A 13,673-nucleotide genomic window follows, 5' to 3' on the forward strand; every position below is an offset into this window, starting at 1 on the left:
GCCACGCTCGGCGGTGACGGTGTCGGTCCAGGTGGTCCCGCCGTCGACGGAGTAGAGCAGGTTGGACTGGGTCTGGTCACCGGTCGCAGGCGCGGCGATGGCCATGGCGGACCCGGAGAGCGCGAGCCCTCCACACAGACCGGCGATCACGGCAGCGCGCGCCGTCCTTCGCAGTGTGGTTCTCATCGAGTTCTCTTCCTGTCAGGCCGGGAGCACCTCGCCCCCGACGCCGTGCAACCACCGTCGGAGACGGAGGTCACACCAACAGACGGGATGCCGACCCGCCGGTGACGGGGTGAGGCAGCGGGTGAGGCAGCGCGCTACGCGTCTCCGTCTCCCTGCTCTGCCGTCACCGCGTCGATCTCCGCCGCCACCCACGGTGCGATCCACGCCATGCCGGCGCGCGTGAAGTGCACCGTGTCCAAGTACACGGCGTCGCCCTCGGGCGTCTCCTGGATGCAGGCATCATCACGACACACCTGCTCGTCGAGCTCGAGCACGTGGACGTCGGCATGGTCCTCGGCGAAAGCACGGAGCTGGGCCGTGTGACACTCCGCCCACGCCGGCGTCACGACGTTGGTGTGCCGGCGGGACGAGGTGAAGAGCACCTGGCGACCGTCGCGCCCGGAGGTGAGGACCTCGTGCGCCGCCTCCAGCTGGCGGTCGTAGTGCGCGGCGTACTCCGCCGAGCACGCGTCCATCCACCGTCCGTCCAACTGCATGCGGGTCGCGTCCCAACCCAGGGTGACGACGACGACGTCGGGGTCGTGCTCGTCGACGGCCGCGGCCCACCGCGGCTCCCACGGGTTGCAGCCCGCTCCGGGATCCTGGTCCACGTCGCTCTCCGCCGACCGGCTCGTGTCCTGACCGAAGATGCCGCACCCGTCGAACGCGGCGTCCGTCACCGTGAACTGCCCGGGCGCGTACAGCACGAGCGCGTCCGCGACGTCGTGCCCGAGCGAGTCGCCCACGACAAGCACCCGGCGCGCGCCCTCGCCCTGCGTCGAGTCCACCAGTCTCGGCACCACCGCCACTCCACCGACCACCACCACGGCCAGAGCCGTGAACACCGTGACCCCCGCCCGGCTCCACCGGCGCAGACGGGCAGGCTCGCCGATGATGTGGTGGAGGAACGCCGCGAGCACGATCGACAACGGGAGCCCGACGATCAGCAGCACGATGGGCCGCGGGTCGGGCAGACTCTTCGAGAGCGCCCAGAGCACGGGGACGTGGACGAGGTACAACGAATAGGAGAACTTCCCGATGCCGACGAGCGGCGCCGCCCCGAGCGCACGCGCGACCACGGTGTCCTCGCGCGTGAGGGACAGGACGAGCAGACCCACCAGGAGCGCGACGACCGTCAGCCCACCCGACGCGTAGAGCCACGGCTCCCGATAGCTCGGTGTGAGGACCGAGACGACGACGAGGGCCGTGAGCAGCACCGCGGAGAGCAGACCCCCACACCAAGAGGGGATCCGCCGGCGACGGGTCCGGACCCCGGCCGCGCGCCGCGCACCATCGGCGACGAGCGCCGCCACCACGGCACCGACGGCGAGCGCTGACCCGTGCGTGTGCGTGCCGAGATAGAGGGCGTCGGCGTTCGTCCCGTCGTACAGGAGCGCGGCGGCGAAGCCCGTCACCACCGCGAGGGCTCCGGCGAGCGTCCCGACGACGACGGGAACCCGACGCCGCGCGGGGACCAGCAACAGGATCAGCACGAGGAGCGGGGGCCACACGAGGTAGAACTGCTCGGTGATCGACAGGGACCACATGTGCGCGAGGGGCCCGGGCACGCCTCCGGTCGCGTCCCAGTAGGCGTCACCGCGCAGGATCTGCTCCCAGTTGGCGACGTAGAGCAGCGAGGCGAGCCCTTGGCGCGCGAACACGTCTGCGTCCGTCGCGCGCCCGAGCTGGGCGACGGCGAGGGCCGACGCCCCGAGGACGACGAGCAGCGGCACGATGAGCCGCTTCGCGCGCCTGCGGTAGAAGGCACCAAGGCCGATCCGGCCGCGACGCGACCGCTCGCGCAGGAGCGTCAGCGTGATGAGGAACCCGGAGAGCACCATGAACACGTCGACGCCGAACAGCCCGGCCTCGTACAGCCCGGTGTGGTAGACGACGACGGAGAGCACCGCGACGCCACGCAGCCCGTCGATGGCGCGGTAGTACGTCGACGCCAGCGGGACGTCGTCGTGATGCCCGGCACTCCTGCTCGGGACGACGTCGACCTCACCCGCAGGAGCGCCGACCATGCTTCGCGTGACCGTCACCGGCGCGCGCCGTCCGACCCGCGCCGTGCCGGGCTCTCCCGCAGTGCCGCGCTCGCCCCCGAGAGTGCGGTCGCACCGCGCGACGCCGCCCAGCGCAAGCCCGCGACGACAGGGGACGGACCGCTCGGGCGGGACGCCACCAGCAGCACCCCCGCAAGCAGCCCGCTCAGGACGGCGGGCACCACCGCCCGGTCGGGTGCGACGCCGACGCCGAACGCGACCGTGGCCGTCCCGAGCATGGACCCGGCGAGCAGGACGAGGGACGCCCGTGCGGCGCTCCGCGTCGACGCGACGGTGTTCGTGGACCGTGCGCGCCGGAGCCCCACCAGCGCGACGAGCGCCCAGCCGGCACCGAGGACGATGAGCCCTCCGCCCGCGAACCATCCCGTGACCGACGAGACCACCACGACACGGTTCTCCTGCGCCTTCGGCGGCATCTGCGAATCGACGGGGTAGGAACCGAGACCTGCCGGTCGAGGAGTGAGGTAGTCGCGCGCGGCGTCGTCCAGCGCGCCGACGGCCCGTCCAGGATGGGCGAGGAGGAAGGACCACACGGTCGACGGCCTGAGCACGCCGGCGTTGGCCTCTCGCTCGTCGCTGCTCTCGAACGTCGTGGGCGACGTCGTCGCGAGGTCCACCGCGCCGGGCGTCAGCCCGGTGGAACGCAGCTCCGCGGACGCCGCCTCCGGATCGAGCAGACCGCGCTGCGTCAGCATCGCCCAGGTCTCCGCGACCCGTGCCCGCTCCGACTCTCCGGCGACGGCCCAGACGGCCGGTGCGACCAGTGCGAGGACGGCGGCCACGGCCACCCCGTGGTGCAAGAAGCGCGCCGCCCACCGTCGACGGTCAACGCGGCTCCCGCGTCGCCACCACACGATCGCCACGTAGATGGCCACCGGCACCGCCAGCACCGCGGTCGTCGACCGCGCCCCGGTGACCAGGGCTGACCCGAGCACGGCGACCACCAGCCCGACCCACGCCCGCGGACCCCGGGAGTCCACCAGGACGAGCCCGGCAGCGAGCAGGAGCACGCCCAGCACCGCCGTCGACTCGGCGTAGAGCGACCCCGCGAACCCGACGAACGCCGCGTCAGCCACCACGAGCAGCAGACCCGTCGCGACGACCACCTGGCGGCGCACCGAGCCGCCGATCACGAGCAGGACGAGGGCGACGAGAAGGCCGCAGAGCGCCGCGTAGAGCAGCGAGACGAGCCGCAGGTCGACGACATCCTGGCCGAGGAGCCCGGCCACCCACCGGAACGCTCCCGCGAGCCACGTCACGCTGCTCGCGTGCGAGGGGCACCCCTCGCTCCCGGTGGCCACCTCGCCGACGGACCAGCGCAGGATCGCGAAGTCGAAGAAGCGGGAGCCGCCCGCCGTCTCTGCCGTGAGCCCGGTCTGGCAGGCGTACCGGACGGCGCCACCGTCGTCGGCAAGCCCGATCGGGCCCGGCACGAGCGCGCGGACCGCGACGAGCAGCGACACGATCCCTCCGAGGAGGACCGCGAGGACCCGGGGGCGGGCGGCCTCGACGCCGGGATCGGTGCGGACGTGCCGCCGTGAGCTCTCTGTGGTCGGGTCGGTGCTGCGTGCCTCGTCAGGCTCGATGAGGCTCCAGGTCGTCGTCATGCCCCGACTGACGGAGCGCCCGGCCGGACGTGACGGGCGGTCCTGCTCGGGCATGCCAGGCGTTCAGCCCGCGGTCGCGACGACGGGCTGAGGGCTCGGCCCGTCGACGGCGGCTGCACCTTCGCGCACGCGGGCGGTCTTGTCCCAGGACGTCTCGCCACGCAGGATGCGGGCCAACGCCTTCCAGACGCACGCGAACGACAGGTAGTTCATGAGGATGAACGAGTTGCCCATGAGCAGGCTCTTGAGCACTCCCCACCGCTTGTCCCGCCGGTAGTACACCCATCCCGTCGCGAGAGCCGGCAGGAAGGCGAAGAGGTAGAACACCGTCGCCAGCACGATCACCGCGATACTGTCACCGCCCGCGACGACGGCGATCTGGTCCCAGTTCAGCCCGAGCATGAGGAGGCAGTAGTGGAAGAGGATCGACCACGGGAGGTCGAGCACCCACGGGACCAGGCAGTACGACGTGAGCTCGAGCGCCTTCGCGTTGCTCAGGTCACGGGCGCGCCAGATCTCCGGGACACGTTTGATCGCCATCATGTGCCCCTGGTACCAGCGGGTCCGCTGCTTGACGAGCAGGGGGAGCTTCTCCACCGCCTGCTGGTCGACCGAGGCGTGCGGCGTGGTCTGCAGCTCCCACCCCTTCAGTGCGAGCGTGATCGCGAGATCGAGGTCCTCGGTGAGCGAGGCGGACCACGGCCTCTCGCCCGCGTCGTCCAACGCCGACAACCGTGCGAACTGCCCGTTGCCGCCGAGGCTGACGGTGCCCGTCGCCTGGCGCCCGAACTGCGTAACCGCGGCGATACCCCAGAACTGGTAGTCCTGGTACCGGGTGAGGAAGGAACCCCGGTTGCGGATGCGCACCTGGAGCTGCACCCCCCCGACGTTCTCGTCCTCGAACAGCGGCAGGACATGGTCGAGAGCGTGGTCCGAGAGCCGCCCGTCAGCGTCCATGACGCAGACGACGACCTTCCCGGGGTCCAGGCCCCGCGCCGCCACGTCCTCGCGCACCCATGCGATCCCGTTGTTCAGCGCCTCGCCCTTGCCCTTGCGCGCCTCCGGGAGCACGCGTCGCAGGACTCGGACCCGATCTCCCCCGGCCTCCTCGGCGCAGCGGGCCGTGTCGTCGTCGGAGCCGTCGTCGATGACAAGGGTGGTCGTGCCGTCCAGGAGCGTCAACGCCGAGACGGTCTGCCCGATCACCGCGTCCTCGTTGAGGCAGGGGACGAGGAAGTAGACATCGAGGTGCTCGTGCGCCCGCGAGTCGCGCGACCCGTAGGTCGCCTGGCCCTGCACCCCGAGGCTCGCCCGCACGCGGCGCAGCTGCACGAGTCCCGAGCCCATCAGCAGGATGAAGTAGACCATCGAGATGCTGATGACGACCCGCGCGAGGATGTCGAGCACGACCATCACGGCTGCGCACCCTGCGCCCCGCGCGTCCTGCGACCGCGCCGACCGAAGAACCCAAGCCGGAAGAAGAGCACCAGCGCGACGGTGAGTCCGCCGAGCATGAGCGCCGAACCGAGCGTGTCGTGCACCCATTGGAACACCTCAGCCCCCCAGCGGACGATCGAGAGCACCATCACCTCGACACGCACGACGTTCAACAGCTCGAGGAAGACCCCCGCCCCCAGGGTCGCGAGCACAATCCTGACGACGCTCGAACGCCCTGTAGCAAGCACGAACGCCGCGATGAGAGCGAGCGGGACCAGGAAGTACAACGCGCTGCAGTCGGGGGTGATGCGCAGCGCGAACCACGTGCCGTCGTCACCCGCGACCCGTTCGAACGCAAGGACGGGCTCGTACGTCATGACCCGCACCTCGCGCGCAAAGACGAGGCCGGTGACCTCGCCCGCGAGTTGCGCCTCGAGCTGGCGGAACGCCTGCGCATGCAGGATCACCACCACCGAACCGACGACGAGCGCCGCGGCGAGCGTCCACCGCATCACCCGGTCGAAGACACGCGAGACGCTCCCCGGCACGAGCGGTACGGTCGCCTCCGCGGCGCTCACGGGTCAGGCCTCGACCCCTGCGACTGCCTCACGTCGGCGGCGCGAGGTCCGCAGCAGCAGCATGCCTCCCACCAGAAGCGCCATGGCGAGCGCGACGTAGGCGAACGTCGTGGCACCCGTCACTGCGAGCGCACCGGCGCCAGCGGTGGCCCCGCTGATCCCGGTGGTGATTCCAGGCGTGTTGTACATGGACTGCCCTTCCGTCGAGCCGGGCGAGATGCCCTGCGCGGATTCGTGTCACGGCAGGCGCAGAGCCCGTCGCTCGCAGGTACAGACGGTCCGCCGCGAAACCCGGTGATGGGGAGTTACTGTGATGTGCATCACACAAGGGCCGCCAGTCTCAGCCTCGTCTGTCTAGGCATGGCCGAGAAGAGCTCAACAGGTGAACCAACAGCTCCCTCGCGAGAGATCGTCGCCCCCTGGTCGTGGGGCAGTGGCCCACGAACCTTCGCACCACCCACCCACGTAGTGCTGCGCGCCATCCGCACCGGCGACTACGAGGAGCTGCGCACCTGGGACGCACCGGTCGTGACATGGAAGCCTCCGACGCCTCGGCGCCAGCGGCGGACCGCACGCCTCCTCGCCGCGCTCAGCGTGTGCTGTGTCCTCGGTGGTCTGCTCGTTCTGGTCCTGCTCGTCGTCACAGCCTGGTAGGCCGGCCTCTGTCGGGCGCAACGACATCACGCCAGGCGTAGGCCGGTTCTGGGCTGCCGCACTGGTCTACCCATCGAGCAGCCTCCGCACGAGCCGTCCGAGCCCACGCGAGTCGTCCGGGAGAGCCTCGACGCTGACACGGACAGGTGCCGGCAACGGGCCCGACGGCCGGTCCGTCCATCGTGCGAGCTCCTCGCGCACTCTGGTGGCCACGGCGGTCTGGATGGCGCCCAAGCCCTCCTGAGGAAGCCGCCAGGCGACGACGAGGGCGACACCGTCGACGTAGCACGTGGGCGAGGACGGGGGGAACACCCGTCGCAGCGACTCGCCGAGGGCGAGGTCGCGCTCCCATCTATCGAAGGGGCTGGACGGTCCGGCGCGGCCGTCGACCACCACGACGATCGGCACGTCGCCCGCCCGACCATGGCGATAGGAGGTGACGACCGCACCGCAACCGCTCAGGAAGTCGTCCACCGTCCCAAGACCGCTCAAGCTCGCATGGGGCGTCGCCCCGACCAGCATGCCCGACGTCCGCTCCCAGCCGTCAGCGAGAGCCGCGCCGACGGGCCCGGGAAGACCCACGCCGTGCAGGGAGTACAGGACCGCCAGGTCCCGGATGCCGTCGGCGATACCGACCCCCGCGTTCGCGCGCGCAATGCCGAGCATCCGCGCGGGCTCGGAGACATCCCGACCCTCCAAGTGGGCAGCCGCCGTGTACACGACCGCAGGAACCGCCCAATTCGCCAGCGCGCTCCAGCCTGCAGCGAGCGTCGCCGAATGCCACCGCTCACACAGTTCGTCGAGCGGCGTCCCTCCCCCTGTTCCCGTCGTGTTCGTTCTCATCGTGGAAAGGGACGCCCGAGACGCGGAATCATGACGGATCCACGACCACAACAATGCGACTCACCCGCCGAAGCACCCTCTGCCGGCACCACACGATCCTGTCCGACAACTTGGCGCCGACGGTTCAGGAGGATCGGTGCGCGGTGCCCGGCGCGGCTCAGTACAGAAGATCCCGGCGCGTGTGGTTCGCTGGTGCGTGTGCGTTCACCCGATAGCGTACTGGGGTGGAATCTCTTGGTATCCCTTCCGAGGTTTCCGTTACCTCTGGCGGCATATTCACGGACGGATCTGCCCGATGGCACTGATCGACAACGGCGTCTACGTCGCCGGTCGACGCGTCGAGACTCCGGCCAGCCTCGATGAGACGTATGAGTTGATGCGGAAGCACGGCGGGCTCGCCTGGATCGGCCTGTATCGCCCGAGCGAGCACGAGCTCGAGTCCGTCGCCGCCGAGTTTGACTTGCACCCGCTCGCCGTGGAAGACGCGCTCACGGGGCACCAACGCTCGAAAGTCGAGCGCTACGGCGACACGCTGTTCGTGGTGCTGCGCCCTGCCCACTACCGCGATGTCGAGGAGTCCGTCGAGTTCGGCGAACTGCACGTGTTCGTCGGCCCCGACTTCGTGATGACCATCCGCCACGCGGAGTCCGCCGACCTGGGCGCTGTCCGCCGACGCATGGAACATAACCCGGAACTGCTCGCCATGGGCCCCGAAGCGTGTTGTATGCCGTGCTCGATGAGGTCGTCGACGAGTACGAGCCCGTTGTCGCGGGCTTGGAGAACGACATCGACGAGATCGAGGATCAGCTGTTCGGCGACAGCGACGATGACGCGCTGTCCCGACGCATCTATGAGCTCTCGCGGGAGGTCATCCACTTTCAGCGCGCGGTCAAGCCACTGGCTGGCATCCTCGAGTTCTTGCAGCGCGGCTCCGTGAAATACAGCGTGGACCTTGAGCTGCAACGGTCCTTACGTGACGTGCTCGACCATGCGATCCGCATCGATGACCGAATCGCATCGTTTCGAGCGATTCTCGACAACGCGCTCGCCGTCCACTCCGCGCTAGTCTCCCGCCGCCACACCGAGGCCCAGCCTTGCCCAGAACGACGAGATCAAGAAGATCTCCTCCTGGGCGGCCATCATCTTCGCTCCGACCCTGGTGGGCACCGTGTACGGCATGAACTTCGATGTCATGCCCGAACTCGGCTGGCCACTGGGGTCCCCCTTCTCCCTCGGCCTGATGCTGCTGTTCGCGCTCACTCTCTACGTGATCTTCAAAGTCAAGAAGTGGCTCTAGTCAGTTGCCAGTACGTCAGCAGCTCCCCAGTGGCGAGACGTCCAGCCACGCCGGACTATGACGTTCGTCCTGTCCCAGATGGCGCCGCACCCTGAGCACGTCTCGGCGCACTTTGGGCCGACGAGACGAGCCCGAGTTGCTTCGCACGGAGCAGGGTCTCCGCCCGGGTGTGGGTCCCCAGGCGACGATAGATCTCACGAATCTGGGACTTCACCGTGTTGTGTGAGACGTACAGGCGGCGGGCAATCTCAGGACCACTCAACCCGTCGACGATGAGCTGGAGCACGAGAAGCTGACGCTCCGGTAGCAGGATCATCTCGTCCTCAGACGATGTCCTACATCCGAGCTGTGCTACCTGTTCCACGGCGGTCCGTTCCTCGCCCTCGAGCTCAAGGAGCAGGAGGTCCAACGCCTCCGACGAGGCCCACCGAAGCTCGAGCATCGCATTCGCCCGGCGCGCGAGGCCCAGCGCTCGCCGCATCTCTGCACGGGCCTGCTCCTTCTGCCCCATCGCGATGAGAGCGCTGGCCGCGACGGCGACGCCCTCGATGCGAGTTCTCGTCTGCAGGCGACGATGCCCGGCGAACTTTGCGACGTGACGGAACGCCTCGGCTGGCTTCCCGCTCGACGCCAGGGCGTGGGCATTGACGACGTCGCGGACGGGAGCAGACCGCGGCAGCGTGTCGATGACACGGATCGCAGCCGCGCCTCGGCCCGCCGCCAGGTGCAGGCGGGCGACGTCGTGCACAACGAGGAACGGCGCCCGCCGCTCGCTCGGATCGGGCTCGATACCCAAGCCTCTCCTCGCCGCCTCCGCCAGGAGGACATCGAGCGCAAGGTCGGGGGCGCCGCGAAGTTCGGCCATCACCGCGACAACGTGCATACGCAGGAACCACAAGTCACCTGTGGGCGTCATGATATTTCTCCCGAGCGTGGCCTTGGCCTCCTCCAGGCGGTGACCCTCCAAGTGAACCAGCGCACCAATGATCAGCGAGACGTCTCCCGCGCTCTCACGCCACCACGCCGGTGGGGCCAATAGGGACCGCGACTCGTGCACCCACTCTTGAGCGGCCACCAAGTCCCCGCCGGCCGCCTCCACGACCGCCATCAATTCACACGCCGCGGCAGCGACAGAGAGCGCGCCGGCTCGACTTGCCCGCTGCAAGGCCGACTCAGCATAAGTTGCCGCCGCGTGGCCCATACCCGCGCACAGCGCGCTCATCGACGCCTGCATCTCCAGCAGTGCCATGGCGACCGCTGTCCGGGGCAAGCGCTGCCCATCTTCATCGGCGCGAAGTTCCCTGAGCGCGCCCTGGGCCACCCGCACGGACTTCTCATACAGCCCCGCGCGGCGCAGTAGGGCCGCGCGGCAGAAAGCGTCCAGCGCCTGTGCGTCCGGTAACGCCGTCGCTGCCGAGAGGGTGTCCCCCGATTGCTCGTCGTGCTCTGTCAGCAACTCGACGCGCCCGCGGGTGGGTCGTACCGCCACCCGCAGGATGCGCAGCCTGCCCGAGATGCTCACCGGAGATCGTTCAACGGCGTGATTCCACAGTTCGTCAAAGCCAGGGCCGGGCCCTCCCGCCAGCAGATCAGTCCAGGCCATGACCAGCACCCGATCCACGACGCCTGGCTCCCGGGAGTCGAGCGCCCGCAAGAGCGCCTCCCACATGTCTCCGCGCGCGACATGCGCATCGACACGCCGTTGGAATCGCCGCACGTACCCCACAGGATCCAGGTAGTGCAGATGTGAGAGCAGACTCCGCCGCATCCGCGGCTCATACTCAAGGACGCCTACTGCCCCACCGACATGTTCGTGAAGGACCCCACCCTCCACGAGACGCCGTGCTGCCTCGCGCGCGTCGGGCGTGGCCGTCAGCTCCACGAGGTCATCTGCCCGGAAGAAAGGCTCTACGCAGGTATCGAAGAGGAACGGCATCAACTCAACAGGGACAAACGATCTGAGGGCACGGGTCATCTCCCGACGCACCACGGCCAGGACCTCCTGCTGAAGATCCTGTCGATACCCGCCCGAACCCAAGGCGGCCACGGCCATGACGATCGCCGCCGGGAAGCCAGCGAGGCCATCAGCGATGACTTCCGCTACTTGCTCCGTGAGCTCGGCCCCCTTGGACTGGGCAAAGCGCACCGTCTCGTGCGCGCTCCAGGCCAAAGCCGACGCGCCCACCTCGACAAGACTCCCGTCACGCACGGCTGCTGAAGGGCGTGCGGTGCTGAGCACCACCACCCTGGCCCCGATCTCGGCCGCCGCTGCAAGAACCCCGGAGATAAGCTCTTCACGGCCCGAATGAATCTCATCGACGACGAGCGTCACAGGGCCCAAGGCTCGCAACAGGGCTCCGAGCTCTCGTGGCCCCCCACGATCGAGTTCTGCCGCAGTTGTGGACCGAAGCACGTACCTCACCTGATCGAGCACACGGCCCACCACATCCCGGACCCCGCCCTCGCCCCCACCCCGAGCAGGATCGACCACCGCAGCCGAGACCCAGATGATCACCTGACCGCGGGTGAGTTCGCCCCGCGCCCACCGCGCGACAGACACCGTCTTTCCAAAGCCGTGCGGGGCATGCACCAGAACATGCCGGGAGGTGCTCGTGAGCACATCATCCAGGAGCGGGCGCTCGATCGCCATCGCGGTCATTGCCACTCGCGGCAGAAGACCGTCCAGAGCTGCGGTCAACTCGGCCCGTCGAGACGCAGGCAACACCCCCGTACCAGTCAACACTAGGCGCTACCTACGACAGGTCGCTGACCCTTCAGCCCTACGTTCCCCCACACCATCGGGTGCCGCCATCGTCGCATGAACCCTACTGACGCGAGACAACCACCCCCACGACGGGTGATCCGTGCAACCTTGTGAGTCGCCCCGGTGAGTCCGGGTCAAGTCCCAGGGAGTGGTGTAGCGGCTGGTGATCCTTCGCGGGGTTAGGCGGTGAGTTCGAGGACGGGGTCGGTGTCTACCTCCGTTGCGGTGTTGGTCACGGTGGTCAGGCGGCAGCGGGCCAGGACTTCGAGGCCGAGGTAGCGGCGGCCTTCGGCCCATTCGTCGGTCTGCTCGGCCAGGACGGCGCCCACGAGGCGGACGATGGCGTCGCGGCTGGGGAAGATGCCGACGGCGTCGGTGCGGCGGCGGATCTCCTTGTTCAGCCGTTCGGAGGGGTTGTTGGACCAGATCTGGGACCAGACGTCCTTCGGGAAGGGGGGCTGCTGCACGGATCTGTGACATCTCAGATCGCTTGCTCGCCGAGCAGGCTGGAAGGATGTTGCTGTGCCCAGGCCCTATCCCCGTGAGTTTCGTGAGGACGTCGTGCGGGTCGCCCGGAACCGTGGTCCCGGTGTGACGCTGGCACAGATCGCCCAGGACTTCGGGGTCCATGAGATGACGATCACGAAGTGGTTGCGTGCCGCCGATGTCGAGGACGGCGTGAAGCCCGGCGTCGCCTCGGAGCACGCACGGGAGTTGCGTGAGGCTCGACGTCGGATTCGGTTGCTGGAGCAGGAGAACGAGGTCCTGCGGCGGGCGGCGGCGTACCTGTCCCAGGCTCAGCTGCCGGGAAAAGGCTCTACCCGCTCGTGAGAGAGCTCGCCGCGGCCGGTGCCCCGATCAGGGTGCCGGTCGCGGTGGCGTGCCGGGTGCTCAAGCTCCATGTCTCGTGACGGGTTTAGCGGAGACTCCGAACTGACGCGGCGACGGTAGTCGGCGCGGGGTTGTGACGGTAGTGGTGACTTTCGAACTCGGCCGGTGGGACGAGTCCAGTCTCGCCGTGCAGGCGTCGGTGGTTGAACCAGTCGATGTACTCCGCGGTGGCGATCTCGAGGTCGTCGATGTCTCGCCAGGGTCCGCGGTTGCGGACGAGTTCGGCCTTGAACAGCGAGTTGAACGCCTCGGCCAGGGCATTGTCATATGAGTCGCCCGTGGATCCGACCGAGGCGACTGCGCCGGCCTCGGCCAGGCGCTGGGTGTAGCGGATGGCGACATATTGGACGCCTTTGTCGCTGTGGTGCGTCAGGCCGGTGACGTCGTGCCCGTCGCGGGTGCGGGTCCAGATCGCCATCTCCAGGGCGTCCAGCGCGAGGTCGGTGCGCAGAGACTTGGACAGCTGCCAGCCGACCACGCGGCGGGAGTAGACGTCGGTGACGAAGGCGGCGTACGCCCAGCCGGAGAACGTGCGGCAGTAGGTGATGTCGCAGACCCACAGCTGGTTCGGGCGACTCGCAGTGAACTTTCGTTCGACCAGGTCCGGACGGGTCTCGGGTCCGGTGCCCGGCACAGTGGTGCGGGGCCCCTTGGCGCGGCTGACGCCCCGCAGGCCGGCGCCGCGCATGAGGCGGTGCACGGTGCAGCGCGCCATACGGTGCCCCTGGCGGCGCAGCTCGGCGTGGACCTTCGTGACCCCGTAGACGCCGTAGTTGTCGGCGTGGACCTGCCGGATCGTCTCCAGCCTGGCCGCGTCACTGATCGAGCGGGCCGATGGTGGCCGGGCCCTGGCCGCGTAGTACGTGCTCGGAGCGACCTGCAGCTGGCTGCAGATCGGCTCGACCCCGAACTCGTCCCGATGGGCGTCGATGTAGTCCACGATCACCGTTGTGGGCGGTCGAGCTCCGCCGCGAAGAAAGCCGATGCGCTGCGCAAGATCGCGTTCGCCCGCCGCAACTCGCGGTTCTCCCGTTCCAGCTCGGCCAGGCGCTGGGCATCGCTGGTCGTGGTGCCGGGCCGGTCACCGGCGTCGATCTCGGCCTGCGTGACCCAGTTGCGCAGCGTCTCAGGATTGATCCCGAGCTGCTCACCGACCCGCGCCAGTGCTCCCTTGCGGGTCGCCGGGTCACGCCGCAGATCGACCGCCATCCGGATCGCCCGCTCCCGGAGCTCGTCCGGGTACTTCCTCGGTGCTGCCATGACTCTCATCCTTCCGGGGAATGAGAGCCTCCAACAGACCCGTCACGAGAC

The 13,673-nt window shown here is 69.0% G+C and carries 10 protein-coding genes, 2 pseudogenes and 1 other annotated feature; of the genes and pseudogenes, 2 read left to right on the top strand and 10 right to left on the bottom strand.

Annotated features, from left to right (window positions below; genetic code table 11):
- The 7 genes from JN535_RS18790 to JN535_RS18820 all read right to left on the bottom strand — a co-directional run.
- Nucleotides 1-186: hypothetical protein (locus JN535_RS18790; protein ID WP_205207339.1), on the bottom strand; the 186-nt coding region annotated here is incomplete at its 3' end.
- A gap of 134 nt (nucleotides 187-320) precedes the next feature.
- On the bottom strand, nucleotides 321-2,270 hold the full coding sequence (locus JN535_RS18795; RefSeq protein ID WP_205207340.1) for an acyltransferase family protein: 1,950 nt from the start codon (nucleotides 2,268-2,270) through the stop codon (nucleotides 321-323).
- Nucleotides 2,267-3,898 (bottom strand): glycan biosynthesis hexose transferase WsfD, encoded by a 1,632-nt coding sequence (gene wsfD / locus JN535_RS18800; protein WP_205207341.1) that lies wholly within the window; start codon nucleotides 3,896-3,898, stop codon nucleotides 2,267-2,269. Before wsfD ends, JN535_RS18795 begins: the two co-directional genes overlap by 4 nt.
- 63 nt (nucleotides 3,899-3,961) lie before the next feature.
- On the bottom strand, nucleotides 3,962-5,311 hold the full coding sequence (locus tag JN535_RS18805) for a glycosyltransferase (RefSeq protein ID WP_240201462.1): 1,350 nt from the start codon (nucleotides 5,309-5,311) through the stop codon (nucleotides 3,962-3,964).
- Complete coding sequence (locus tag JN535_RS18810; RefSeq protein WP_205207342.1) at nucleotides 5,311-5,913, bottom strand: exosortase/archaeosortase family protein; 603 nt, start codon at nucleotides 5,911-5,913, stop codon at nucleotides 5,311-5,313. Before JN535_RS18810 ends, JN535_RS18805 begins: the two co-directional genes overlap by 1 nt.
- 3 nt (nucleotides 5,914-5,916) lie before the next feature.
- On the bottom strand, nucleotides 5,917-6,102 hold the full coding sequence (locus tag JN535_RS18815; protein WP_205207343.1) for a hypothetical protein: 186 nt from the start codon (nucleotides 6,100-6,102) through the stop codon (nucleotides 5,917-5,919).
- 531 nt (nucleotides 6,103-6,633) lie between these two features.
- Nucleotides 6,634-7,410: a hypothetical protein gene (locus tag JN535_RS18820; protein ID WP_205207344.1), complete on the bottom strand. Its 777-nt coding sequence runs from the start codon at nucleotides 7,408-7,410 to the stop codon at nucleotides 6,634-6,636.
- A 295-nt stretch (nucleotides 7,411-7,705) separates the two neighbouring features.
- Here JN535_RS18820 and JN535_RS18825 point away from each other — a divergent pair.
- Nucleotides 7,706-8,707: pseudogene (locus JN535_RS18825) on the top strand (magnesium and cobalt transport protein CorA).
- Nucleotides 8,708-8,762: 55 nt separating this feature from the next.
- Here JN535_RS18825 and JN535_RS21655 read toward each other — a convergent pair.
- Nucleotides 8,763-11,039: a LuxR C-terminal-related transcriptional regulator gene (locus JN535_RS21655; RefSeq protein WP_205207345.1), complete on the bottom strand. Its 2,277-nt coding sequence runs from the start codon at nucleotides 11,037-11,039 to the stop codon at nucleotides 8,763-8,765.
- Between the two features lie 611 nt (nucleotides 11,040-11,650).
- Nucleotides 11,651-11,923, bottom strand: a pseudogene (locus JN535_RS18835) (transposase); the annotation flags it as partial.
- 70 nt (nucleotides 11,924-11,993) lie between these two features.
- On the opposite strand from JN535_RS18835, the gene JN535_RS18840 reads away from it, so the two are divergent.
- A complete protein-coding gene (locus JN535_RS18840; protein WP_043657873.1) occupies nucleotides 11,994-12,302 on the top strand; it encodes an IS3 family transposase in 309 nt (102 codons plus the stop codon).
- A gap of 85 nt (nucleotides 12,303-12,387) precedes the next feature.
- Here the strand turns inward: JN535_RS18840 and JN535_RS18845 are convergent.
- Nucleotides 12,388-13,631 (bottom strand): IS3 family transposase gene (locus JN535_RS18845; protein ID WP_445082672.1). Its coding sequence is split into 2 segments (ribosomal slippage): nucleotides 12,388-13,343 and nucleotides 13,343-13,631, totalling 1,245 coding nucleotides; the frame shifts between segments, so codons are not numbered across the junction.
- Nucleotides 13,231-13,344: a sequence feature (AL1L pseudoknot), on the bottom strand. (Overlaps the previous gene by 114 nt.)
- Nucleotides 13,632-13,673: the final 42 nt, after the last annotated feature.

The sequence above is a fragment of the Cellulosimicrobium cellulans genome (assembly GCF_016921195.1).
GTDB lineage: Bacteria > Actinomycetota > Actinomycetes > Actinomycetales > Cellulomonadaceae > Cellulosimicrobium > Cellulosimicrobium cellulans_F.